General features: G+C 67.1%; 22 protein-coding genes and 1 tRNA gene. 10 read left to right on the top strand and 13 right to left on the bottom strand.

Annotated elements, in window-relative coordinates:
- Positions 1 to 31 precede the first annotated feature (31 nt).
- From V7082_RS05385 to V7082_RS05350, 8 genes are all read left to right on the top strand, one after another.
- The gene (locus V7082_RS05385) at positions 32 to 2,764 is read left to right on the top strand and encodes a cation-transporting P-type ATPase (protein ID WP_334146595.1); all 2,733 of its coding nucleotides are present in this window, start codon (positions 32 to 34) and stop codon (positions 2,762 to 2,764) included.
- 13 nt (positions 2,765 to 2,777) lie between these two features.
- Complete coding sequence (locus V7082_RS05380) at positions 2,778 to 3,680, top strand: universal stress protein (RefSeq protein ID WP_334146594.1); 903 nt, start codon at positions 2,778 to 2,780, stop codon at positions 3,678 to 3,680.
- A gap of 180 nt (positions 3,681 to 3,860) precedes the next feature.
- Positions 3,861 to 4,385, top strand: a complete 525-nt coding sequence (locus tag V7082_RS05375) for a GNAT family N-acetyltransferase (RefSeq protein ID WP_334146593.1) — start codon at positions 3,861 to 3,863, stop codon at positions 4,383 to 4,385.
- Positions 4,386 to 4,402: 17 nt separating this feature from the next.
- Positions 4,403 to 4,639, top strand: a complete 237-nt coding sequence (locus tag V7082_RS05370) for an acyl carrier protein (protein WP_334146592.1) — start codon at positions 4,403 to 4,405, stop codon at positions 4,637 to 4,639.
- Positions 4,626 to 5,369 (top strand): glucose 1-dehydrogenase, encoded by a 744-nt coding sequence (locus tag V7082_RS05365; RefSeq protein WP_334146591.1) that lies wholly within the window; start codon positions 4,626 to 4,628, stop codon positions 5,367 to 5,369. The genes V7082_RS05370 and V7082_RS05365 overlap by 14 nt, the downstream gene beginning before the upstream one ends.
- 33 nt (positions 5,370 to 5,402) lie before the next feature.
- Positions 5,403 to 6,866: an AMP-binding protein gene (locus V7082_RS05360; RefSeq protein WP_334146590.1), complete on the top strand. Its 1,464-nt coding sequence runs from the start codon at positions 5,403 to 5,405 to the stop codon at positions 6,864 to 6,866.
- On the top strand, positions 6,859 to 7,923 hold the full coding sequence (locus V7082_RS05355) for a LuxE/PaaK family acyltransferase (protein ID WP_334146589.1): 1,065 nt from the start codon (positions 6,859 to 6,861) through the stop codon (positions 7,921 to 7,923). The genes V7082_RS05360 and V7082_RS05355 overlap by 8 nt, the downstream gene beginning before the upstream one ends.
- A 14-nt stretch (positions 7,924 to 7,937) precedes the next feature.
- The gene (locus V7082_RS05350; protein WP_334146588.1) at positions 7,938 to 9,164 is read left to right on the top strand and encodes an acyl-CoA reductase; all 1,227 of its coding nucleotides are present in this window, start codon (positions 7,938 to 7,940) and stop codon (positions 9,162 to 9,164) included.
- A gap of 80 nt (positions 9,165 to 9,244) precedes the next feature.
- On the opposite strand, the gene V7082_RS05345 is transcribed toward V7082_RS05350, so the two are convergent.
- Positions 9,245 to 9,319 (bottom strand) — tRNA-Lys (locus V7082_RS05345).
- Positions 9,320 to 9,527: 208 nt separating this feature from the next.
- Between V7082_RS05345 and V7082_RS05340 the strand changes: the two genes are divergently transcribed.
- Positions 9,528 to 10,460: a DMT family transporter gene (locus V7082_RS05340; RefSeq protein WP_334146587.1), complete on the top strand. Its 933-nt coding sequence runs from the start codon at positions 9,528 to 9,530 to the stop codon at positions 10,458 to 10,460.
- Positions 10,461 to 10,473: 13 nt separating this feature from the next.
- Here the strand turns inward: V7082_RS05340 and tgt are convergent, their stop codons facing one another.
- The 8 genes from tgt to coaD form a co-directional block, all read right to left on the bottom strand.
- The gene (tgt, locus tag V7082_RS05335; protein WP_334146586.1) at positions 10,474 to 11,631 is read right to left on the bottom strand and encodes a tRNA guanosine(34) transglycosylase Tgt; all 1,158 of its coding nucleotides are present in this window, start codon (positions 11,629 to 11,631) and stop codon (positions 10,474 to 10,476) included.
- Positions 11,624 to 11,893 (bottom strand): hypothetical protein, encoded by a 270-nt coding sequence (locus V7082_RS05330; protein ID WP_334146585.1) that lies wholly within the window; start codon positions 11,891 to 11,893, stop codon positions 11,624 to 11,626. Before V7082_RS05330 ends, tgt begins: the two co-directional genes overlap by 8 nt.
- Entirely contained in the window at positions 11,886 to 12,995 is a 1,110-nt protein-coding gene (queA, locus tag V7082_RS05325; RefSeq protein ID WP_334146584.1) for a tRNA preQ1(34) S-adenosylmethionine ribosyltransferase-isomerase QueA, read from the bottom strand. The genes V7082_RS05330 and queA overlap by 8 nt, the downstream gene beginning before the upstream one ends.
- Before the next feature lie 66 nt (positions 12,996 to 13,061).
- Complete coding sequence (locus tag V7082_RS05320; RefSeq protein WP_334146583.1) at positions 13,062 to 13,445, bottom strand: DUF423 domain-containing protein; 384 nt, start codon at positions 13,443 to 13,445, stop codon at positions 13,062 to 13,064.
- A 42-nt stretch (positions 13,446 to 13,487) separates the two neighbouring features.
- Positions 13,488 to 13,940 (bottom strand): DMT family transporter, encoded by a 453-nt coding sequence (locus V7082_RS05315; RefSeq protein ID WP_334146582.1) that lies wholly within the window; start codon positions 13,938 to 13,940, stop codon positions 13,488 to 13,490.
- Positions 13,941 to 13,951: 11 nt separating this feature from the next.
- Complete coding sequence (locus tag V7082_RS05310; RefSeq protein WP_334146581.1) at positions 13,952 to 14,428, bottom strand: peptidylprolyl isomerase; 477 nt, start codon at positions 14,426 to 14,428, stop codon at positions 13,952 to 13,954.
- A gap of 84 nt (positions 14,429 to 14,512) precedes the next feature.
- Positions 14,513 to 14,953, bottom strand: a complete 441-nt coding sequence (locus tag V7082_RS05305) for a peptidylprolyl isomerase (RefSeq protein ID WP_334146625.1) — start codon at positions 14,951 to 14,953, stop codon at positions 14,513 to 14,515.
- Between the two features lie 252 nt (positions 14,954 to 15,205).
- Entirely contained in the window at positions 15,206 to 15,712 is a 507-nt protein-coding gene (gene coaD / locus V7082_RS05300) for a pantetheine-phosphate adenylyltransferase (RefSeq protein WP_334146580.1), read from the bottom strand.
- Between the two features lie 267 nt (positions 15,713 to 15,979).
- Between coaD and V7082_RS05295 the strand changes: the two genes are divergently transcribed.
- Positions 15,980 to 16,687, top strand: a complete 708-nt coding sequence (locus tag V7082_RS05295; RefSeq protein ID WP_334146579.1) for a Crp/Fnr family transcriptional regulator — start codon at positions 15,980 to 15,982, stop codon at positions 16,685 to 16,687.
- Here the strand turns inward: V7082_RS05295 and V7082_RS05290 are convergent.
- The 4 genes from V7082_RS05290 to gyrA form a co-directional block, all read right to left on the bottom strand.
- Positions 16,673 to 17,776, bottom strand: coding sequence for an alpha-hydroxy acid oxidase (locus V7082_RS05290; protein WP_334146578.1), 1,104 nt, complete (start codon positions 17,774 to 17,776; stop codon positions 16,673 to 16,675). The genes V7082_RS05295 and V7082_RS05290 overlap by 15 nt on opposite strands.
- Before the next feature lie 4 nt (positions 17,777 to 17,780).
- Positions 17,781 to 18,464 carry a Fe2+-dependent dioxygenase gene (locus tag V7082_RS05285; RefSeq protein ID WP_334146577.1) on the bottom strand — a complete coding sequence of 228 codons (684 nt, stop codon included), beginning with the start codon at positions 18,462 to 18,464 and terminating at the stop codon, positions 17,781 to 17,783.
- Positions 18,465 to 18,642: 178 nt separating this feature from the next.
- Complete coding sequence (locus tag V7082_RS05280; protein ID WP_334146576.1) at positions 18,643 to 20,985, bottom strand: TonB-dependent receptor; 2,343 nt, start codon at positions 20,983 to 20,985, stop codon at positions 18,643 to 18,645.
- Between the two features lie 616 nt (positions 20,986 to 21,601).
- Positions 21,602 to 24,367, bottom strand: a complete 2,766-nt coding sequence (gene gyrA, locus V7082_RS05275; RefSeq protein WP_334146575.1) for a DNA gyrase subunit A — start codon at positions 24,365 to 24,367, stop codon at positions 21,602 to 21,604.
- Between the last annotated feature and the right edge of the window lie 271 nt (positions 24,368 to 24,638).

The raw sequence follows: 24,638 nt of genomic DNA, 5'->3' as shown, positions 1-24,638 counted from the left end.
ATGGTGCGGAAACGAAAGGAGCTTCAGGCGGATGGATGATCGAGCCGACCCAGCCAGCGCGCCGGCCCCGACCCGCTCACCCGACCACGCCAGCGACACGGCCGAAGTTCTCGCCCGCCTCGCCGGCACCGCGGCCGGACTGGCCTCCGGCGAAGCGGCGGAGCGCCTTGCACGCCACGGCCGCAACGAGCTTCCGCCCCCGGCCGCCCGCCGGCCGCTGCTCCGCTTCCTCGCCCAGTTCAACAACGCGCTGATCTACTTCCTCCTGGCGAGCGCGGTGGCGGCCTGGAGCCTCGGACACTTCATCGATGCGTCCGTCATCGTCGCCGTGGTCCTCGTCAATGCCATTGTCGGCTTCATCCAGGAGGGCAAGGCCGAGGACGCGCTCAACGCCATCCGCAGCATGATCTCGCCGCGCGCCAACGTGCTGCGCGACGGGCGCCGCGCGAGCATCCCCGCCGGCGAGATCGTGCCCGGCGACATTGTCCTCATCGAAGCCGGAGACCGCGTCCCCGCCGATCTCCGGCTGCTCAAGGCCCGCGCGCTCCTGATCGACGAGGCAGCCCTCACGGGCGAATCGGTCGCGGCCTCCAAGACCGAGGCGCCCGTCGAGCAGAACGCCGCCCTCGGAGACCGCAGGTGCATGGCCTATTCGGGAACCATGGTGGCGGCGGGCCAGGGCACCGGCGTCGTGGTGGCCACCGGCCTTGAGACCGAGATCGGCCGGATCAGCACGCTGTTGAGCGGCGTCGAGCAGATCACGACGCCGCTGCTGCGGCAGATCAACAGATTCGGGCGGCGCTTCACGTGGGTGACCATCGGCGCGGCCGGGCTGCTGTTCGCCTTCGCCGTGCTGGCCCGCGGCTTCACCTGGCCCGACGCCCTGATCGCCGTCGTCGCGCTCGCGGTGGGCGTGGTGCCGGAAGGCCTCCCGGCCGTGATCACGATCACGCTCGCCATCGGCGTGCGGCGCATGGCGGCGCGCAATGCGGTGATCCGCCAGCTGCCGGCCGTCGAGACGCTGGGAGCCACCTCCGTCATCTGCTCGGACAAGACCGGCACGCTGACGCGCAACGAGATGACGGCCCGCCGCGTGGTCGTGGCCCGCGGCGAGGTCCTGGTCGCCGGCTCCGGCTACGCCCCCGAAGGTGCGCTGACCTACACCGGCAGCGCAGAAAGGGAGGACGGACGTGCGGCCGCCCGCGCCCTCATCCGCGCAGGCCTCCTCTGCAACGACGCGCACCTGCACCACGGCGCCAAGGGATGGGCGGTGAACGGCGACCCGATGGAGGGCGCCCTCGTCGCCCTCGCCGTCAAGGCGGGGTTCGACGCCGAGACCGTCCGCGCCGAATGGGTGCGGGCGGACGAGATTCCCTTCGATTCTCAGCACCGTTTCATGGCGACGCTGTGCGACGACCCTTCAGGCGCGAAGGTCATCCTCGTGAAGGGCGCGCCCGAGCGCGTGCTCGAGATGTGCGCCGTAGAGGCCGACGGCTCCGCCGAAGCCCCGCTCGACCACGCCTACTGGACGGAGCGCATCGCGGCCGCCGCCTCCGAGGGAGAGCGCGTCCTCGGCTTCGCCAGGAAGGCCGCGCCCGAGACGGCCGCGCGCCTCGCCTTTTCCGACGTCGAGCACGGCCTGGTCTTCCTCGGCATCGTCGGCTTCATCGATCCGCCGCGCGAGGAGGCGGTGGCCGCCATCGCCGAATGCCGCTCCGCCGGCATCGCCGTGAAGATGATCACCGGCGACCACGCCGCGACCGCCGCCGCCATCGCCCATGAGCTCGGCCTCGGAGAGCACCCTCGCGTGCTGACGGGCCACGACCTCGACCGGATCCCTGACGAGGCACTGCGCGAGACGGTCGGAGAAACGGCCGTCTTTGCGCGCACCAGCCCCGAGCACAAGCTACGCATCGTGCGCGCGCTCCAGGCCGACGGCGCCGTGGTGGCCATGACGGGCGACGGCGTCAACGATGCGCCGTCCCTCAAGCAGGCCGACGTCGGCATCGCCATGGGGCACAAAGGCACCGAGGCCGCAAAGGATGCCTCGCAGATGGTGCTGCTCGACGACAACTTCGCCTCGATCGTTTCCGCCGTGCACGAGGGGCGCACCGTCTACGACAACATCCAGAAGGTCACGGCCTGGACCATCCCCACCAACGGCGGCGAGGCGTTGACGGTCATCGCGGCGATCCTGGTCGGCTTCACCATGCCGATGACGCCCGTGCAGATCCTCTGGATCAACATGATCCTCACCGTCACGCTCGGCCTCGTGCTGGCCTTCGAGCCGCCCGAGCCGAACGTGATGCGCCGCCCGCCGCGGCCGGCCGGCGCCGGGCTTCTCTCGCCGTTCCTCGTCTGGCGCATCGTGTTCGTGTCGCTGATCTTCCTCGCCGGCGCGCTCACTATCTTCTTCTACGCGCTCGGCCGCGGCTACGACGTCGAGACCGCGCGCACCATGGTCGTCAACACCATCGTCGTGCTCGAGATCTTCTACCTCTTCAACGTGCGCTACCTGCACATGACATCGTTCACCTGGCGCGGCGCGCTTGGAACGCCGCCGGTCCTGATCGCCATTGCCGTCGTCATCGCGGCCCAACTCGCCTTCACCTATCTGCCGCTCATGCACAGGCTGTTCGCGACCCGCCCCATCGGCCTCACGGATGGACTTCTGATCATCGCCGTCGGCGCGCTCGCCATGGTGATCCTCGAAGTCGAGAAGCATGTCATGCGCCGGCTGGGCGTACTGAAAGTCTATGCATGAAAGGAGGGTGACCATGGTTGCCGGACGCTGGATGCAAGGCCCGCCGAAGAAGATCCTGCTCGCCACCGATCTCAGCGCCCGCTGCGACCGCGCCCTCGACCGCGCCCTTGCGCTCGCCGGCGAATGGGAGGCCGGGCTCGTCGTGGTCCACGTCCTGGAGGACGCGAGCCCCGTCGCCGACGAAAGTGACGCACAACCGTCCTGGCGCCGCCCCCCGAACGCGCGGAGCCTGGCCGAGATGCGGGCCCGCGCCGATATGAGCGACATCGCGGGGGATGCGACGGTCGTCATCGAAAGCGGAGACCCGGCCGAGGCCATCCTCAGGACCGCGCGCACGCACGACTGCGGCCTCATCGTGACCGGCGTGGCGCGCAACGAGCTTCTGGGCCGCCTCGTGCTCGGCGGCACGACCGCGCGCCTCGCGAGACGCTCCGAGCGCCCCGTGCTCGTCGTCCGCAAGCGCGCCCGCCGTCCCTACGCCCGTATCGTCGTGGCGACGGATTTCTCTGAGTCCTCGCGCCATGCACTCGAGGCCACCCGGTGCTTCTTCCCGCGCCAGGGGCTCACGCTGTTCCATGCCTACGACGCGCCGCTGGCGCTGATGGCCTCCGACGCGGCGTCCCACCGCGCGCAATTCCACGAAGCCGCGCACCGCGACGCGGAGGCGTTCCTCGAAGCATCCGGCCTCGCGGGCCAGCCCGGCGCCAGGCCGGAGCTGGTGTTGGAATACGGCGATCCGGACCGGCTTCTCACCGAGTATGTGGACACGAAGGGGATCGACCTCGTGGCGCTCGGCACCCACGGCCGCAGCGCCATGTTCCACATCCTGATCGGCAGCGTCGCCCAAAGTCTCGTCGAGACCCTGCCGTGCGATGTCCTCGTCGTCCGCAATCCCGAGACCAAGCCCTCGGACTGAAGGACCCGACCCATCTTCCTTTGATTCCAGCGACCTAGCGCGTCTCCCTTGCATCGGCGGACCGGTTGCGACCGAACGGATCGCGCCATGCCCGCCGCCACCCCTCGCGGGTCTGCGGAGGACGCGGAGAATCGCTTATTTTTCGCTCCAAACGGGCAGCCACGCCCTGGAGCATGGATCGTGATCTTCAGACCTCCAACCGAGGGAGACTTCCGCGCGCTGGCGGCCATGCGTCGCGACGTCTCCATGCAAGCCATGCTCATGGCGATCCCGGAGGCGACCGACGACGACGCCGTCAGGCAATGGATCGATCGGCGCACGCGCGAGCCGGGAGGCCTCTTCCGCGTGATCGCCGACGGCGATGCGAACGATGCCGTGGGCTTCATACAGGTGAGCCAGGTCAACCGGCGCAACAGGAACGGTTACGGCGCCGTGGCGGTCTCGGCGCGCGCGCGACGGCCCGGCGTCGGCCAGATCGCGATGCGCGAGCTCATGCGCGCCGCCTGTTGCGACCTCGGCCTCCGGAAGCTCCTGGCCGAGATCCGCATCGATAATTTCGCGGCGATCCAGATGAACCTGATGGCGGGCTACCGCATCGTCGGAACGCTCGCGGCGCATTTCATCGACGCAGCCGGCAGAGCGCACGATGTGCTGCTTCTCGAGCGGCGGCTCGATCCCGACGAATTCCAGGCTGCGAAATCGTAATTGGATGGGACATACCGATGAGCGTGCACGACAGGGTCTTCTCGGCCTTCAAGGAGGCGCTGGAGATCGACGACGGGATCGACCGGTCGAGCCTCGTCTACAGGGATTATGCCGAATGGACGTCCCTTGGCCATATGACACTCGTCGCCGCGCTCGAGAGCGAGTTCGATACGATGCTCGACGCCAATGACATCCTGGACATGAGCAGCTTCGACAAGGCCGTCGAGATCATGGGCAAATATGCCGCGAATTGATCTCTCCGGGCGGGTGGCCCTGGTGACCGGCGCATCCCGCGGCATCGGGCTCGCGATCGCGCAGCGCCTGGCCGCGGCCGGCGCCAGCGTCGCGGTCAATGCCCGGGCGATCGACGACGGCATCCTCGAGGCCTTCGGAAAGGATGAGGCGCAGCGGATCTCCGTTCTGCCCGGCGATGTCGGCGCACCCGAGGCGGCAGGGCAGATGACGCGGGCGATCTTCACGCATCACAAGCGCCTCGACATTCTCGTCAACAACGCCGGGATCATGCGCCCAGCCCCTATCGGCATGATCTCCGACGACGAGATCGACCGCACGCTCGCCATCAACCTCGCCGGCGCGATCCGCCTCATTCAATCCGCAGCCCGGCTCATGGCGCGCACCGGCGGCAGCATCGTCAACCTGTCGTCCATCGTCGGCCTGAAAGGCGCAACGGGCCAACTCGCCTACGCAGCCTCCAAGGCCGGGATCGTCGGCGCCACGCTCGCCGCCGCCAAGGAGCTGGCCCCCAAAGGCATCCGCGTCAACGCCGTCGCACCCGGCTTCATCGAAACCGGCTTGACCGCCGCGCTCAGCGCGGAGGTGAGACACGAGGCGCTCGGATCGATCGGCCTCGCGCGCGCCGGAACCGTGGAAGATGTTGCCGATGCCGTGCTCTTCCTCGCCTCCGATCTGTCGCGCTACGTGACGGGCCAGGTGCTCGGGGTCGACGGCGGCATGGTCCTTTGAGCACATGGTTCCTTTGAGCACAGGCAGCACCCCATGATCGATGCGAGCTGCAGAGGTTTCTTTCCTCTCCGGACCCACGGGCCGGACCGGCCGCTCCTATGGGACCACACGACCGGGCGCTGGCAGACGGAAGACGCGCTGCGGGCGCAATGCATGGCCGTCGCCGCCCGCTTCGAACGGCCCGGCAAAACGCTCGTGTTTCTGCTGGCGCACAATCGCCCGGCCGTTCTCGTGGCGTTTCTTGCGGCCGCCGCGGCGGGACATACGGTCGCACTGATCGATCCCGGCCTGCCGGCCGACCGGCTCGACAGCCTCTGCGCGCTCTACCGTCCGGACATCGTTGCCGGCCTCGATGAGGCGGAATGGATCCGCCGCGCAAGCGGCCATCCCGAGGATTGGGAGATCGCGACCAGCCCCGCGCAGGGCCTCATCCTCGCGAGCCGCAAGGCACGAGGCCCCGGCTCCATGATCGCGCCGGATCTGCAGGTGCTCCTGCTCACGTCGGGGACGACGGGCAGCGCCAGGTTCGTCCGCCTCTCCGGCACGGCGGTCACCACCAACGCAAAGCAGATCGCTTCGAGCCTCGCGCTCGACACGGGGAGCGTGGCCATCGCTCACCTGCCGCTGCATTACTCCTATGGCTTCTCCGTCGTCACCTCCCATCTCGTGTCCGGCGGGCGCATCGCCATGCTCGATGACACGGTGACGTCCGCGAGCTTCTGGGGCAAGGTGAAGGCGTGCGGCGGCACGCACTTCCCCGGCGTCCCGTTTCACTACTCCGTGCTCGCACGCCTCGGCTTCGACGCCGTTCCGGCCTCGGTCGACACCTTCACCCAGGCCGGCGGACACCTCGACACGCGACTCCAGAAGGCGATCCTCGGGCACACCGCGGCGCGGGGAGCACGGGTCTTCATCATGTACGGGCAGACGGAAGCCGCACCGCGCATGACCACGCTGCCGCATGCGCGATGGCAGGAGAAGCTGGGATCGGTCGGCATCGCGCTCCCCCAGGGCAAGCTCACCATCGTCGATAGAGACGGCAGGTCCGTGCCGGCCGGCACGGTTGGCGCCCTCGTCTACGAGGGCCCCAACGTCATGATGGGCTACGCCGAGGGGCGGAACGATCTCGCGGCGGGCGATCTCCTGGGCGGGCGCCTCGAGACCGGCGATCTCGGATGGCTGGACCGGGACGGGTATCTGTTCCTTTCGGGGCGCGCGGCGCGGTTCGCGAAGATCGCCGGGCTCCGGCTTAGCCTCGACGACATCGAGAAGGAGATTGCGCCGCTTGGCCCCGCAGCCTGCATCGACCGTGGAGAGCGCATCGTCGTGGGCTTCGAAGGAGCCATTCCGGACGGCGCCAAGGCGCGGCTCAAGTCCATCGCGCTGGCCTGCGGAATTCCGGCGGCCAGCTTCGCGGTGCGCGCCGTGCCCGACATGCCGCGCAAGCCGAGCGGCAAGATCGACTACGCACGGCTGAAGGAGATGGCGGATGTTTGAGCGCCTGCTCGCGGCCCCGCCTTATTCGCTGCGCCAGGCGGAGAAGGAAGCGCTCCTTCTCCCCGGGCTCAACGAGCTCGCGCAATTCCACTATGAAACCTGCCGCGACTACGCGCGCATCGTCGACGCGGCCTGGGGCGGCCCGCGGATCTACCGTGCGATCGAGGAGGTGCCGTTCCTTCCCGTCGGCCTGTTTAAGAAGCGCGAGCTGTCCTCGACCGCCACGCCCTCCCTCGTTCTCCGGTCCAGCGGCACCACCGGCCAGACGCCGAGCCGCATCGTCGTCGATCCCGAAACGGCGACGCGCCAATCGCGCGCCTTGATCGCCACCTTCCGTCCGATTCTCGGCGATCGGCGCCTGCCGTTCCTCGCCATCGACACCAAGGACGTTCTCCAGCCGACCGATATGACGGCGCGCGGCGCGGGCGTGCTGGGCATGATGAAGTTCGGCGCCAGGGCAACGTTCGCGCTCGATTCCGCGCTCGAAACCGACTTGGAGCGTGTTCGCAGTTTCGTGGGTGCCAACGGCAGCCAGCCGTTCCTCGTCTTCGGCTTCACCTACCTGGTCTGGACGAAGCTCTACGAGCGGTTTCGCGATGGCGAACTCGACCTCACCAACGCCATCCTCATCCATTCGGGCGGATGGAAGAATCTCGAAGCCCGAAAGGTGTCCAATGCGAGCTTCCGCGCGGCGCTCCGCGCCCGCTTCAATCTCTCCCGGATCTATAATTTCTACGGCTTCGTGGAGCAGATCGGCTCGATGTTCGTGGAAGGGCCCGGCGGACTGCTCTACCCTCCGAATTTCACCGACGTGATCGTGCGCCGCCCCGGAAGCTGGGAGCCGGCGGAGCCGGGTGAGGAGGGCGTAGTGCAGGTGGTCTCGCTGCTGCCGAGGTCTTATCCCGGCCACAGCGTGCTGACCGAGGACCGGGGCGCGATCCTTGCCGTCGACACGGGAATAGAGAACCGCTTCGGCAAGGCCGTTGCCATCGCCGGCCGGGTCGCGAAGACCGAGTTGCGTGGCTGCAGCGACGTGATTGCCGCCAGCGCGGCCTAAGGATGCGAAACGGCGTGAGCGCGCTCATCACAGTGTTCGGCACCGGCGGCGAGGAGGCGGAGATCGACGCGACGGCGCTTTGCGAGCGTCTCGAGTCCTGCCGCTCCCGACTGGTCGTGCCGTTCGCTGCCGAGCGGGTCGCTCTCGTCGCCTCCGTCAGCGACGCGATCCTCGCGCGCAAGGCGCCGGCCTCTGCCTCCGTCAAGCACTTCGGCTTCTGGATCCGCCGCGCCGCCCTCAACCGTCTGGAGACGGATTTCGCTCTCAGGCATCCCGCCCAAACGATCTCGCGGCCGCGCGGCCTCGTCTTCCACCTGCCGCCGAAGAACGTCGAGACGGTGTTCCTCTATTCCTGGCTGCTGTCCTTCCTTGCCGGCAACGCCAACGTCGTGCGCCTGCCGCGCGAGATCAGCCCCGAGTTGCGCGGGATCTGCGATCTCATCCTGGCCGCTCTCGATAGGGCAGACGACCGCTCGCAGATGTTCATCCACTATCCGTCCACGAGCGACCTCGGACGCCTCATTTCCGCTCAGAGCGACGCACGGATCGTCTGGGGCGGTGATGCGAAGATCGAAGCCTTCGAAAGCCTGCCGCTCCGCAACAGCGGGAAATCGATCTGGTTCGGCGACCGCGTCTCCCTCTGCGTTCTTGATGGCGACGCGCTTGCCGGCCTAAACGAATCCGGGCGCCAGGATCTCGCGCATCGGCTCTGCAACGACATCTTCGTGTTCGATCAGATGGCCTGCTCCTCGCCGCACGGTCTCTATGTCACCGGTGAAGCGTCCCGCCATCTCGCCGCCGTCAAGGCGCTGCTCGAGACGCTGGCCCGCATCGCCCTCGATCGCGGCCATGCCGCGCCGGCCGGACATCAGATGACGAAGATGGTGCACGCCTTCTCCTCTGCCGCAGCCGGCGCGTCGTCCGAGGTGGCCTGGCGCAACGGCGCGCTCACCAGCGCCATCGCGACGCGGGAAGAGCGGGCTGAGCAAACAGTCGGCGGCGGCTTCCTGACCGTGGTTTTCATCCCCACCCTCGAGGCCCTCACCGGACACCTCCGCGCCCGCGACCAGACCGTGACGCATTTCGGGTTTCGGACCGAGGACATTCGCAAGGTCGCCGCGGCGAACACCACGCTCGGCGTTGCGCGCTGGACACCGATCGGCTCCGCGCTCGACTTCGACCCTGTCTGGGACGGCTACGATCTGCTCTCCGAGCTGACGCGCTTCATCCGCGTCACCTGACATCGGCCGGCAGAATGCGGGCCACTCCACCGATGGACAGGGCGCTTAACGCATTGAGAACGCTATGCATTCCAGACAGATGGTGAGCCGGGAGGGAATCGAACCCTCGACCCCATGATTAAAAGTCACGTGCTCTACCGCTGAGCTACCGGCCCGAAGCCGTCCTGCGGAGTAGCGGGGGACGACACCGTTGAAGAGAGCGCTTTCTAGGAGGGCGCGGAGGCCGGGTCAAGGCGGTTGGGTCGGCGGTGGACGTGTCACGGGAAAGCTACGCGCGGCGCTGCAGAACGGCTCCGGGAAAATGCCGCGTCGCTTTCCCCGCGTCATGCAGTAAGAGAGGCGCACGAAACGCGCCCGAGCCCCATGCACAAGCCCGTCCAGTCCCTAGATCCGGCCCGCCAGCGCCTCCGGGCCATCGGCTTCATGCTGATGGCGGTCGCTCTGTTCTCGGGGCTCGACGCATCCGCCAAGTTCCTCGCAACGCGGGCGGGGCTCGGCATGGGGCAGATCGTCTGGTCGCGCTTCATCGTCCAGTTCCTGCTGTTGCTCGTCCTGGTCCCGGCCTTCGGCATCATGAGCGCGAAAGCCCTGTTCACGGCCAACCGCCCCGGGCTTCAGCTCGTGCGCTCGGTCCTGATGGTTGGAACGACAGCCTTCAACTTCCTCGCGCTCCAGTACATGCGCCTCGACCAGACCATCACCATCATCTTTCTGGCGCCGCTCGTGGTGGCCTTGCTCGCGGGGCCCCTGCTCGGCGAATGGGTCGGCCGCCGCCGCATCGCCGCCGTCCTGGTCGGCTTCGTGGGCGTGCTCGTCGCCGTGAGGCCGGGCCTCGGCGTCATGCACCCGGCCGTGCTCTACGCCTTCGCCGCCATGCTGGTCTACGCCCTCTTCATGCTGCTGACGCGGCACATGGCGGAGTTCGACCCGCCGCTCGTCACGCTCTTCTATTCGATGTTCGTGGGAACGTTTGCCGGCATCCCTTTCGCGATCGCCGACTGGCACGCCCCGCCTGACATGCTCTCCTGGGCGCTTCTCGGCGCGCTCGGGGTTCTCGGCGGCCTCGGCCACTGGCTGTTCCTGCACGCCTACCGCCTGGCGCCCGCGTCCGCCATCGCCCCGTTCCTCTATATGCAGCTCCTGACGATGGTCGCCTTCGGCTATGCGGTGTTCGGCGATCTCCCGGATTTCTGGACGCTCGCCGGAGCGTCGCTGATCGTCGCCTCGGGCGTCTATCTCGTCCATCGCGAGCACCGGCTTGCCCGCGAGATGGTGGACGCCGCTCCGCCGTCGTGACGCACCGGCAGGCTCACGCGCCGGGCGATCGGCCGCCTGTGATCCGCGCCTTGGTCTCCTCCGCCCACGCATCGAAGCGACGGGCCTCGATCGCGGCCCGCATGGCCGCCATCAGGTCCTGGTAGAACACCGTATTCACCCACGACAGGATCATGGCGCCGAGATACTCGCCGGACCTCATCAGGTGATGCAGGTAGGCCCGCGAATAGTCGCGCGCGGCCGGGCACGAGCTCTCGGGGTCGAGCGGGCGGGGATCGTCGGCGTGCACGGCGTTGCGCAGGTTCACCGGCCCGCCCCAGGTGTAGGCGAGGCCGTGCCGGCCGTTCCGCGTCGGCAGCACGCAATCGAACATGTCGATGCCGCGCCGCACCGACTCGATGAGATCGAGCGGCGTGCCGACGCCCATGAGATAGCGCGGCTTGTCGTCCGGCAGAAACGGCAGCGTCGCGTCCAGCGTCGCCAGCATGAGATCGTGGCCCTCGCCGACCGCGAGCCCGCCGACCGCATAGCCCTCGAGATCCATGCCGACGAGCGCTTCCGCGGAGCGGCGCCTCAGCGCCGCATCCGTGCCGCCCTGCACGATGCCGAACAGCGCCTGTCCGGGCCCGGCGCCACCGCTCGCCCGCTGCGCCTCGAACGCGCGCCGCGAGCGCTCGGCCCAGCGCAGCGACAGCTCCATCGCGCGCTCGACCTCGCGCCGCTCCGCCGGCAGCTCGATGCATTCGTCGAACTGCATCTGGATGTCGGAGCCGAGCAGGCACTGGATCTCGATCGAGCGTTCCGGCGACAGCATGTGACGCGATCCGTCGAGATGCGACTGGAACAGCGCGCCCTCCTCGGTGATCTTGCGGATCTTCGACAGGCTCATGACCTGGAACCCGCCGGAATCGGTGAGGATCGGCTTCTCCCAGCGCATGAACGCGTGCAGGCCGCCGAGCCTGGCGACGCGCTCCGCACCGGGCCTCAGCATCAGGTGATAGGTGTTGCCGAGCAGGATATCCGCGCCCGCGTCCCGCACCTGCTCCGGATAGAGCGCCTTGACGGTCGCCACCGTTCCGACCGGCATGAACGCGGGCGTGCGGATCGTCCCGCGCGGCGTCGCGATCTCGCCACGGCGCGCGCCCCCGTCCGTCCCCGCGAGGCGGTAGCGAAACGTGTCGGTGTCAGCCATCGAATTCCTTGTCGTGGATGGGCGCGTCGGGCTTCTGCCGGTCGAGCGAGGCGCGGTAGTGGATGCAGCCGCGCATGAATTTCTCCCACGGCGGCACCGCAATGGCCGGATCGAGAGCCTCCGGCAAGAGCCCCCACAGCGCCGGATGATGCCAGCAGAGGTCGTGCCCCGTGCTGTCGCGGTGCGCGCGGATTCCGGCGCGCAGCTTGCGAACCTCCTCGACGAGTCCCGCTCGGTCCATCGCCTCCAGATCCTCATCCATGGCTGACCTCCTTGCCGGTCCTGAAAAGAAGCGACGCATCGCCGTACGAATAGAACCTGTACCCCGACACCACCGCGTGGGCATAGGCCGCCTTCATGGTCTCGAGACCCGAGAACGCGGCCACCAGCATGAACAGCGTCGAGCGCGGCAAGTGGAAGTTGGTCATCAGCACGTCGGCCGCCCGGAAGTGATAGCCCGGCGTGATGAAGATCGACGTGTCGCCCGCGAACGGCCGGATGGTCCCGTCCGCAGCCGCGCTTTCGAGAATACGCAACGACGTCGTACCGACCGCCACGATGCGCCCGCCGGCCTCCCGCACGGCATTGAGCGCATCGGCCGTTGCCTCCGTGACCTCGCCCCACTCGCCATGCATCTTGTGGTCGGCCGTGTCGTCGGTTTTGACCGGCAGGAACGTGCCCGCGCCGACGTGCAGCGTCACGAAATGGCGCGCCACCCCCCGCGCCTCGAGCGCCGCAAAGAGGTCCGGCGTGAAATGCAGCCCCGCGGTGGGCGCCGCGACGGCCCCGTCCCGCGCCGCATAGACCGTCTGGTAGGCGGCGCGGTCGCTGAGGTCCGCCGCCCGCCGCCCCGCGATGTAGGGCGGCAGCGGCATCTCGCCGATGCCCTGGATCGCCAGATCGAGGTCGGGCCCCGAGAGGTCGAACGCGAGCTCGACCTCACCTGCCTCGAGGCGCGACGCGACGGTGGCCTCGAGCGCCGACATGAGGCACGCCATGCCCTCGCTCTCCGAGCCGAACCGGACCCGGTCCCCCACGGCGAGCCGTTTTGCGGGACGCGCCAGCGCCCGCCAGCGGCTCTCGCCGACACGCTTCAAGAGGTTGAAGCTTACGCCCGAGCGCAGGTCGCCACGCACCCGCACACCCGAAAGCGCGGCCGGGATGACGCGCGTGTCGTTGAGCACCAGCGCATCGCCCGGCCGCAGGAGGGAGGCGAGATCGTGCACGGCCTTGTCGGACAGCGTCGGCGCTGGCCCGGCCGCGTTCGGATCGACCACGAGCAGGCGCGCCGCATCGCGCGGCTCGGCGGGCCGAAGCGCGATGCGGTCGTCCGGGAGATCGAAGTCGAAAAGATCGGTGCGCATGGGCGCCTGTCATAGCCGCAAGTCGCCCCCGGGAGGAACCCCTGCGACAAGACAGCGTCAATCCCTCTACGGCCCGCCCCGGATCGCGCCCACGATCCCCGCGAGCCCGGCCAGGCTCCACGAGAGAATGAGCAGCGAGCCGCCCATGGGCGCCGCCATGGGAAAGAGCCGCCCCCCGAGCAGCGCACGCGCCACCACGTCGCCGGAAAAGAGCGTGACGGCGAAAATCATGAGCGAGGCCGCGGCAAGGAACACCGCCGGCCAGGGCGTCGCGCCGGCGAGCGCCGAGAGCCCGACCACCGCCGCGCCGTGGAGGATGAGAAACAGCGCGGCCGTAGCCAGCCCAGGATCGGCGACGCGGTGCGCTGCAACCGCGGAGAGTGCTACCCCCGCCGCGCCCAGGAACCCCGCGAGCCCCACGTTCCAAAGCGCCCACGACCCGACCGGCATCGCACTCTCCCGTACCGTCCCCGCGCCGCGGGACCAAATGACTTAGAAGATCCACACCATGAGCGCTCCGAGAACGACCAGCGCGGCGCCACCGGCCCGCCCCGGCGTGATCTCGCGGATGTCCAGGCCGAGGAGGCCATGGTGATCGAGGGCGAGGCTCGCCGCCACCTGGCCGGTGATCGCAAGCGCGATCAGCGCGCCGACGCCGATCCGCGGCGTCAGCACAATGGCCGCCGTGATGTAGATCGCGCCCAAGACCCCGCCGAGCCAAAGCCACGGAGGAAACGACCGGATCTCGGACCAGGCGATCTCGGTACGCACCGTGAGCAGCATCACAGCGACGAGGAAGATGGTCCCCGCAACGAACGAGAACACCGCTCCCGCGAGCGGATGCCCGAGCCTCGCGCCGACGATCGTGTTGATCGGAGCCTGAACCGAGAGCAAAACGCCGATCAGGAAGGCGACGGCGCCGAAGGTCGCGGTCTGCAACGACATGGGACGCCGCCTTATGCCGCGTCGGCCGCGACCTTGACCGAGACCATCCTGTCGGGGTTCTGCACCGGCTCGCCGCGCTTGATCTTGTCGACGTTCTCCATGCCCTCGATCACCTGTCCCCACACGGTGTACTTCCGGTCCAGGAACGTGGCGTCGTCGAAGCAGATGAAGAACTGGCTGTTGGCGCTGTCGGGCGAGGCCGCGCGCGCCATCGAGCACACGCCGCGCACGTGCGGCTCGGCGTTGAACTCGGCCTTGAGGTTCGGATACGTCGAGCCGCCCGTTCCGCTGCCGTTGGGGCAACCCGTCTGCGCCATGAAGCCGTCGATCACGCGATGGAACACGATCCCGTCGTAGAACCCTTCGCGGGCCAGCTGCTTGATGCGCGCCACGTGGTTCGGCGCCAGATCCGGACGCAACGCGATGACCACCCGGCCCTGCGTCGTCTCGATGATGAGGGTATTCTCGGGGTCCTTGATGTCGGCCATGAGTGAGAGCTCCAATGAGATGCAAACGAACGGGCGTTTCGCGGCGGCCGCGCCGTCACACAACGCCAGGGTGTGAGAACGGGTTCAGGGCGCTGCCGGCGCCATGTACATTTTGATGATCGTATCGGGCTTCGGCGGCGGCTCGCCCTTGGCGATCTGATCCACATGCTGCATGCCGTCCACCACCTGCCCGAACACCGTGTACTGGCCGTTGAGATGCGGCACGTGCGTGAAGCAGATGAAGAACTGGCTGTTGGCGCTGTTGGGGTCGCCGGTGCGCGCCGCGCCGAGCGTCCCGCGCTCGAACGGGGTGGCGGAGAACTCGGCCTTGAGGTCCGGATACTTGGAGCCGCCGGCACCCGTTCCCTTGGGATCGCCCGTCTGCGCCATGAAGCCCGGGATCACGCGGTGGAACTTGAGGCCATCGTAGAACCCTTCGTTGACGAGCTTTTTGATGCGCTCGACGTGGCCGGGCGCAAGATCGGGACGGAGGCGGATCGTCACCTTGCCGGTCCGGAGCTCCATGATGACGGTATTCGCCGGGTCGTCCGCGATCGCCCCCGTGGTCACTGCGCCGCTCTGGCCCTGAGGCGCGGGCACGGCGATCTGTCCGTTGGACGAGCTGCACGCGGCAAAGCCGAGCACCAACGCCAGCGCGGCCAGAACCTTGAAACCCTGCATGGGCGCCCCCTGAAGCTTTGGCCGTTGCCCGGCTCGGCCGGGGCGGCGTGGACGTTATCGCCTTTTGTGCCGGTCCCGGCAACCGCGCCCTTGCGGCTAGGCCTTCCTGGCCCGGGCCGTGGTCGCCAGCCTGAGCGCAACCCCCTTGGAGACGAACGGCGTCACGTCGCCGCCCATCAACGCGATCTGGCGAACAAGGTTGGCCGCGATATGCCGGACCTCGGGCGAAGCGGCGACGAACACGGTCTCGATCGACGGCGCCATCTGCCCGTTCATGTTGGCCATCTGCATCTCGTAGTCGAAGTCCGTGCCGTCCCGGAGCCCGCGGAAGATCACGCCCGCCCCGAGCCGGTGCGCGGCCGCAACCGCAAGGTCCGAGAACGTGACGACGTCGATCTCGATGCCCGCCGTCGCGGCGATGGCGCGCGTCTCCGCCTCGAGCATCTCGACGCGCTCCTCGTCCGAAAACAGGGGCGCTTTGGCGGGATGCACGCCGATGCCGATCACCAGCCGGTCCACGAGCCTGGCGGCGCGCGCGATGATGTCGGTATGACCGAGGGTGACGGGATCGAACGATCCCGAGTAGAAGCCTGTTCTGCTCATGATGCTATGTAGCCGGGCCGCAACGCAGAATTCAACCGCCACCGGAGCGGCAAACCGCAGGCGGACGCTTTTCCGCGTCTAAGTGGGCGCGCGGGCGGCGGCGGGGGAGAAAGCTCCGCCATCGCGCAAGATCGCGCGAAAGTTGCATGACCACGGAATCTACAGCGGCCGGCGGCCGCGGGCATTCTTGATCTTGGTCAAGGTGATTCGGCGCGGACCCGCGGAAGAATTAAAACTCTTGGGATCGAAGCCGCTCGCATCCGCATGATGAAAAACGTCGCAGACGTCGTCTCCGGGCCGCTCGAAGCGCATGCAGTTCGCGTCGCTACGCGCAAGCGCCAGAGGCTGGCGCTCGCATTCGAGCCCGACGAAAGCGTGTACCTGATCCGCAAAGGCGTTTTTCTGACGCGCGCGCCAATCCCGCACACGCGCCATCAGGTGCTGAGCCTCCTCTATCCCGACGACTTCGTGCGCGCGAGCGCGCTGCCGCCGATCGAAGGCTTGGAGATCACGGCCGCCTCCGAGACCGGCGAGGTCTGGCGCCTGCGTTGGCCGGCCGTCAAGAGCCTGCTGGACGAAAGGGGCTATTTCGCACACGGGATCGCCGATCGCCTCGCCGATCAGGCGGCGCGGACGACGCTTCACAACGCGGTCGTCGCCGGGCTGACGGGTGACGAGCGCGTGGCCGCGCTGATGATCGAGCTCGCCCTCCGCACCGGCAGGGAGACTCCATCAGGCCTGCTGTTCGAAATGCCGCTGTCGCGCGTGGACATAGCCGAGCACCTGGCTCTCAACGCCGACACGGTCTCGCGCATCGTCTCGCGGATGCGTGCGAAGGGGCTCTACAGCCCCGCCGGTCGCAACCGGCTCCTCTGCGCCAGGTTCGATGCGCTGGTGCGCACCTGCCCGCTCGCCTCCGCCATTGCCCGCATGCACGCGCCTGCCGAGACGGCAGCGGTCTCAGCGCTCGGCTGACGGCGGAGCGGACGCCCGCCAGATGAGATCGGAGCCGATGTCCGCAAGCGTGCGGCAGCCTGAAAGCGCCATCGCGATCTCGAGCTCGTCGCGCAGAAGACGGAGCACGTGCGCCACGCCGTAGGCCCCGCCCGCCGCGAGGCCATACACCACCGGCCGCCCGACGAGGACCGCCGACGCACCGAGCGCCAGCGCCTTGAGCACGTCCGTACCACGCCGGATCCCGCCGTCGAGCAGCAGCGGCACGCGTCCCGCGACAGCACGCGCGACCTCCGGCAGCACGTCGATCGTGGCCGGCAGCGTGTCGAGCGTGCGCCCGCCGTGGTTCGAGACGACGATCGCAGCCGCCCCGGCTTCGATCGCGCGCACGGCATCTTCTGCCGACAGGACGCCCTTGATGACGATCGGCAGCGTCGTCTCGGAGCGGAGCCACGCCACGTCCTCCCACGTCGGCGCCGCCGCCATGAAGCGGTCGAACACCGCGCTCGCGCCGGGCGCGAGCGGCGGCGGAGGCGCGGCTCCCGTGAGGTTTTCCGCCGCGATCCCCGGCGGCAGTGCGAAGCCCGCCCGGTGCTCCCGGTTGCGCACGCCGTTGACCGGCGCATCGACCGTCACGACAAGAGCCGTGTATCCGGCCGCCTCCGCCCGGCGCACGAGCGAGAGCGTCGCCGCCCTCGCGGGCTGAAGATAGAGCTGGAACCAGCGGCACGTGGCGCCGGTCTCGGCGGCCGCCTCGAGCGTCACGCTCGCCAGCGTCGAGAGCACCATGCACGCGTCCTGCGCCGCCGCCGCCGCCGCCGCCGCGAGCTCGCCCTCCGGATGCGCGAGCTTCTGGTAGGCGACCGGCGCGACGAAAATCGGATGCGCATACGCGTGGCCGAGCAGCGTCAGGCCCGTCGTGCCGCCCGGACCGCCGGCCAAAACGCGGGGCATGATGGCGAGCCGGTCAAAGGCTTCGCGGTTCCACCGCGCGGTGATCTCGTCGGCCGCACCACCGGAGAAATAGGCCCACGCATTGGCATCGAGGCGCCCGGCGGCGAGACGCTCGTAGTCCGCGAGACACACCGGGGCGGGCGCGCGGGCCGTCACAGCGTCAGGTCTCCGCCCAGTGGCGGATCAGGTTGTGATAATGCGCCGTGAGCCCCACCACCGCCAGATCGTCGTCCGCCATCCGCGCGCGGATGCTCATGATTGACTTGTCGAGCTCGTAGAGCATATGACGCCGCCAGTCGTCCCGGATCATGGACTGCGTCCAGAAGAACGACGCCCACCGGCTGCCACGCGTGACCGGGGTCACGCTGTGCATGCTGGTTGCCGGATAGACGACCATGTGCCCCGCGGGCAGCTTCACGGTATGCGTGCCGTACGTGTCGTGCACGACCAGCTCGCCACCGTCGTAGTCTTCGGGCGGCGTGAGAAAGAGCGTCGACGACACATCAGTCCTGAGACGCTGTCCGCTGCCCGGCACGGCGCGAATCGAGCCGTCCACATGCGCCCCGAACGTCATCCCTTCGTCATAGCGGTTGAACATCGGCGGCAGCACGCGCAACGGCAGCGCCGCCGTCATGAACCCGGAATTGGTGCCGAGCGCCCGCAGGACGATCTCTCCGAGCTCGCGCGCGACCGGCGAGTCGACCGGCACCTGCAGGTTCCGCTTGACCGTCCCGGCCTGGTCACCCGCCGTGACGCGCCCGTCCACCCAGTCGGTCTCCTCGAGCACGCGGCGGATATGCGCCACTTCCTGGGGCTTGAGCACATCGGGGATGGTGACCAGCATCGTCGACTCCAGAAAACGCAAATTGCCGGGCAAGCCCGGCAATCCTGTCTTTAGGCCATGACCGCTTGGATCCTATCCGTCCGAAGCGTGAATCATAGGTCTCGGTAAAAAGCCGTGCCGCCGGGGCGTAACAAGCACGCCCGGGCCGGCGATGTCGAGATATTGTTTCCGACTAAAGTCAGAATTTAACGTTGGCGTTGAGCCAGTACGTGCGCGGCGGGCCGAGATAGCCCCAGCGGCCGTTCCAGTTGGTCGACGTCAGGTAGAGTTCATCGAACACGTTGTCGACGTTGAGCGAGAGCTCGATGTTCTCGGTGATGTCGTAGGAGGCATACAGGTTGACCAGAAAGTAATCCGGCAGCTTGCCGAATTTTCCGTTCGGAATGACGCGGGTTGCGTCGTCCGGCCGGCCGATCCAGGATTCACCCACGTATTGGAAACCGCCGCCGACAGTAAAGGCATCGGTCACGTCGTACGTCGTCCAGAGCGTTGCGAAGACGTTCGGCGTGAAGGCCAGCTCGTCGCCATTCGTGGTCGTTACGTTTCTCCAATCGGGATGCGTATCTGCACCGCCCTGACCGGTGTAGTCGCCGGCGAGCACGGCATCGACCTCACTGCCGTGTTTGCGTTCGCTATCCAGCACCGTGAGACCGCCAAACACCTTCCACCGATCGGTCAGGTTTCCGGCAATACCCAGTTCGATGCCCTGAACCTCCTGCTCGCCATAGACGATGTTCGTAGGATCTCCGAACGCAACGTTCTCCTTGACGGTGTGGAAGAGTGCCGCCGTCGTCGACAGCTTGCCGCCCAGCCAATCCCACTTCACGCCGACTTCGTAGTTGTGCATCCGCACGGGATCGGCACCCGGAATAAAGCCGGGAAACGAAGCTGTGTCGTCAGCGGGGTTTCCGGGACGCGAGACGTCGGGGTTCGACAGATACGCGCCGGGAGGAAGAACCGACGTACCGTACGAAGCATAGAGACTGCCTTCGCGGACAGGCTTGTAGACGATGCCGATCTTTCCGCCGACAGTGGTATCGGTCTCTTCGACACCGTCGAAGTCGCCCGGAGTGCCATCGTCGAATCTCGCGGTGATGTCAGCATCGTAGTGCTCGACGCGCAGACCACCAACCAACTGCCAGTGCCGGCTCAATTCGATCGTGTCGTAAAGATAGCCGGCGATGGTGTCGATATCGACGTTGGTTCGGCTCGGATCCGTCGGGGAAAAGCGGAAACCGTCAGACTCCTCGTGCGAATATTCCACGCCCGTCGACAGCGTGTGACGGAACGGCCCCGTAGAGAACCTGGCCGCCAGATTGGTCTGGTTTGTGAAGGTCTCGTTTTGACGATCGTAGTAGTTGAGGGCCTGCACGGGAAGCTGGTCACCCTGACCCGGGATGCGATACTCAGCCTCACGATCCACCTTGGCCCAACGGGTCTGGTTGGTGATTGTCACGCTGTCCGACAAATCATGCTCGAAGCGAGCCATGACCGCATCGGCAGTCACATCGTCGAAATCGGACGACATGCCGAAGGCCGTATCGCGAGGCAGGTTCCTGATATAGGGCCTCGGTCCCGCCCCCTTGACGCCGACACCATAGATACGCGTTGCGTGCGTCGACGGATGGCGGTTGAACGCAACACCCGCGTCCGGCACGTCATACCGCTCGACATGCTCATAGGAGAAGATCGCACGTGTTTCGGTGCCGAGACCGAATGCCAACGACGGCGCGACGCCATAGGCGTTTGCCTCGGCGAGGTCGCGCCCGGCGACACCGCCGTCCTCGATGAACGCGTTCAGCCGAACTGCGGTGCTCCCCGAGCTTTGGTTCACGTCGGTCGAAGCACGACGACGCATCTCGGAATCATATTCGTCGAAACCGATGCCGGCTTGAACTTCGACAAAATCCTCGAGCCCTGGGGTCTTGGTGACGATGTTGACATAGCCGCCCGCTCCGCCGCGCCCGTTATCGGCAGCGGGGCCCTTGAAAATCTCGACCTGCGCGACGTTGAACATATCGCGCGGGAAAGCGCCGTTATCGCGCGTACCGTCGACGAACACGTTGCCAATCGAATTGAACCCGCGGATACCGAACTGCAGGCCGCCGGATGCGAACCCATTCTCGCCCGCATCGATCGTGATGCCCGGTGTCTGCTTCAGCGTCTGGATCAGACTCGTCGTCTTGCGCTGCTGGATGATCGTGCCGGGTACGACCGTCACGGTCTGAGGCGTATTGAGCAGCGGGCCCGTTACCTTCGGCGAGGTGACGAATTCGGCGTTGAACTGTCCGGGCGCCACGGGCCCGGCCTGTCCCGGCAGCGGCGGCGTCGTAGGACGCTCGGTCACTGGCGCGACGGCGGGCGGCGCCTGCGGCACCGGGCTCGCCGGCGCAGCCTTCTTCTTGGCGACGGCCTGGCTCTTCTTTTTGGCGGTGGTCTCGACGACGAGCGGAGGGAGGTCGTCAGCCGGCTCGGCCGCCTGCTGGGCCTGCGCCACGGTCGCCGGGCTGGCCGCCAGCACGGCAAAGGCCGTGAACAGCTTCGCCGACGACGGGTCCTTGCGCCCATCCGCTCCCGCGGAAAGGCTCCCTTCGGAAATTTGTGCGCCAAGCATCACGCAATGCGGCGCGTTCGCCGGCTCGCGAGCTGATGTCATGATATTCCCCACCCAAAATCCCTACCCCTAGGGACGCCCTGAAAAAACGCAGGGGGCGAATTCTGAGAAGCGTCCGCCAATCCCATGCAGGATCGAGAAAAATATACTCAACATTTCAAGTCAACAAATGGCAGGGGTTTTGGATGCTCCGCCGTCCCCTCAGGTTGCAGCACGGCCACAAGAGCAGCCCATCAACAAATTCTACAATTCATTGATATAAAACGATTTTTCTATGGGAAGGAAGGGGTTGACGATCTCTTAATCAATACTTTCTAACGAAAGTAAAGAGAAAAGTCCGATTGTATGCCTCAGCACAAACGCACCCGCATAAATGCGTCAGTATAAATACGGATACATTCATCTGCGGTAGAGTTGGAATTGCCGCATTTAATTCGCGAAAGCGCGAATAGCTCTCCGCAAAAGAAGGCCACGCCGGAAACTCGCGTCTGCCGCGCGAGATGCGAAGCCCTTGCGCGGGGCATTACGCCTCCGCGCCGTCACCCTCCTCGCCGTCCGACCCGTCGTCGGAGATGCGCTCGACCGAGACGACGCGCTCCTCATCCTCTGTCTTGAAGATACGCACGCCCTGCGTGTTGCGCCCCGCGATGCGCACATCGTCCACCGGACAGCGGATGAGCTGCCCGCCGTCCGTCACCAGCATGATCTGATCCGAATGCTCGATCGCGAACGAGGCCACGAGGTTGCCGTTGCGCTCGTTGACGACCATGGCGACGATGCCTTTGCCGCCGCGCCCGCTCGTCCGATACTCGTAGGATGAGCTGCGCTTGCCGAAGCCGCGCTCCGAGACCGTGAGCACGAACTGCTCCTTGGCGGAAAGCTCCGCGTAGCGCTCGGGCGTGAGCTCGGTCGCGCCAGCTTCCTCGCCGTCCTCGGCATCGGCGTCGACCTCCACTGTCTCGGGCTCCTCGCCGCCCTCGCTGCGCCGGATCTGCGACGCCTGTTTGAGGTAGGCGGCGCGCTCCGCGGGCGACGCCTCGACATGCGTCAGGATCGCCATCGAGATCACCTCGTCCCCGTCGTCGAGCCGGATACCGCGCACGCCCGAAGAATCGCGCCCCTTGAAGAGGCGCACGCCGTCCTTGATCAGGAAGCGGATGCAGCGGCCCTGCGCCGTCGTCAACACCACGTCGTCCTCGGGTGAGCAGATGGCGACCGACACGATGCGGTCGGCCTCGCCGCCCTCCTCGTGATCGAGCTTCATGGCGATCTTGCCGTTGCGGTTGATGTTCTCGAAATCGGAGAGCGCGTTGCGGCGCACGCCGCCGCTCCGGGTGGCGAACATCAGCTCGAGCCGCGACCAGGTCTCCTGGTCCTCGGGCAGCGGCAGGATCGACGTGATGACCTCGCCCTGCACGAGCGGCAAAAGGTTGATCAGCGCCTTGCCGGCGGCCTGCGGGGTCGCGGCCGGCAGCCGCCACACCTTCATGCGGTAGCACATGCCGCGCGAGGAGAAGAACAACACCGGCGTATGCGTGGAGGTGATAAAGATCTGGGTGACGAAATCCTCGTCGCGCGTCGACATCCCCGAGCGGCCCTTGCCGCCGCGCCGCTGGGAGCGATAAGTGGAGAGCGGCACGCGCTTGATGTAGCCCTTATGCGAGACGGTAACGACCACGTCCTCGCGCGCGATCAGGTCCTCGTCCTCGACCTCGCCCTCGATGTCGACGATCTCCGTCTTGCGCGGCGTCGCAAACTCGTCCCTGATCGCCTGAAGCTCGCCCTTGACGATATCGATGATGCGGAGCCTGGACGACAGGATCGCCAGATAGTCCTTGATCTCCTCGGCGATCTTCTTGAGCTCGTCGCCGATCTCGTCGCGTCCGAGTGCCGTCAGACGGGCGAGGCGCAGCTCCAGGATCGCTTTCGCCTGCTCCTCGGAGAGCCTGTAGGTGCCGTCCGCAGAAATGCCGTGCCGCGGATCGGCGATGAGCTCGATCAGCGGCGCCATATCCTTGGCCGGCCAGTCGCGCGCCATGAGCTGTGCCTTGGCCTCCGCCGGTGACGGCGAGAAGCGGATGAGCTTGATCACCTCGTCGATATTGGCGACGGCGATGGCGAGACCGACCAGCACGTGCGCACGCTCGCGGGCCTTGAACAGCAGGTAGCGCGTGCGCCGCGTCACGACTTCCTGACGGAACGTCGTGAACGCCTCGATGAAGTCACGCAGGTTGAGCTGCTCGGGCTTGCCGCCGTTGAGCGCCAGCATGTTGGCGCCGAACGTCGTCTGCAGATCCGAGTAGCGCCAGAGCTGGTTCAGCACGACGTCGGCGATCGCGTCGCGCTTGAGCTCGATGACGATGCGCATGCCCTCGCGGTTGGTCTCGTCCCAGATGTCGGAGATGCCCTCGACCCGCTTCTCGCGCACGAGATCGGCGATCTTCTCGATCAGCGTCTTCTTGTTCACCTGGTAAGGAATTGCGGTAACGACCAGAGCCTCGCGGTCCTTGCGGATCTCCTCCACCTCGACTTTGGCGCGCATGATGATCGAGCCGCGGCCCTTGTGATAGGCCGCGAGCGCGCCGGCCCGCCCCAGGATCAGGCCGCCTGTCGGAAAATCCGGGCCAGGAATGATCTGCGTGAGGTCGTCGACGGTCGTCTCGGGATGATCGAGCATGAGCATGCAGGCATCGATCACCTCGCCGAGGTTATGCGGCGGGATGTTGGTCGCCATGCCGACGGCGATGCCGCCCGCTCCGTTGACGAGCAGGTTCGGGAACTTCGCCGGCAGCACGACGGGCTCCTCGAGCCGGTCGTCGTAGTTCGGCTTGAAGTCGACCGTCTCCTTGTCGAGATCGTCGAGCAGGAACTGCGCGATCTTGGAGAGGCGTGCTTCCGTGTAGCGCTCGGCGGCCGGCGGATCGCCGTCGACGGAGCCGAAATTGCCCTGCCCGTCGATCAGCGGCACGCGCATCGAGAACTCCTGCGCGAGACGCACGAGCGCGTCATAGATCGCGAGGTTGCCGTGCGGATGGAAGTCGCCCATCGTGTCGCCCACCACCTTGGACGACTTCATGTGCTTCTTGTTCCAGTCGAGCCCGAGCCGCTGCATGGCGTAAAGGATGCGCCGGTGCACGGGCTTCAACCCATCGCGCACATCGGGAAGCGCACGGCTGATGATGACGCTCATCGCGTATTCGAGGTAGGAGCGCTTCATCTCGTCCTGGATGAGGACGGGACGAATATCGCTCGGGCCAGACGCGCCCGGCTGGTCGCTGCTGTCGTTCAATGTGGAAGTCCTGGGTTCAGGCGCATGGCGGGCGAGAGAGATGCGGCCCGTCCGCCGCCGAGGGTGGATTTCGAACTGCCGAAGTGTACCCGACCCGCCATCGCCACCGCAATGCTGGCGGGGGTGCCACAACCTCCCCTCCCCAGAATCGCCCCCCCCCAAAGCCTGCATGCTGCCTGTTGCCCCCTTTCCCGGGAACGAAGCCCCGTTTTCCGCGTTCCCCGTCCCCTGGCAGCCAGCCGCTTGTCAAAAAGTCGCGTTTTCGCCTGCC

This window comes from Hyphomicrobium sp. (assembly GCF_036833075.1).
Classification (GTDB): domain Bacteria; phylum Pseudomonadota; class Alphaproteobacteria; order Rhizobiales; family Hyphomicrobiaceae; genus Hyphomicrobium_C.
This window is presented reverse-complemented; position numbering and strand designations above follow the sequence as displayed.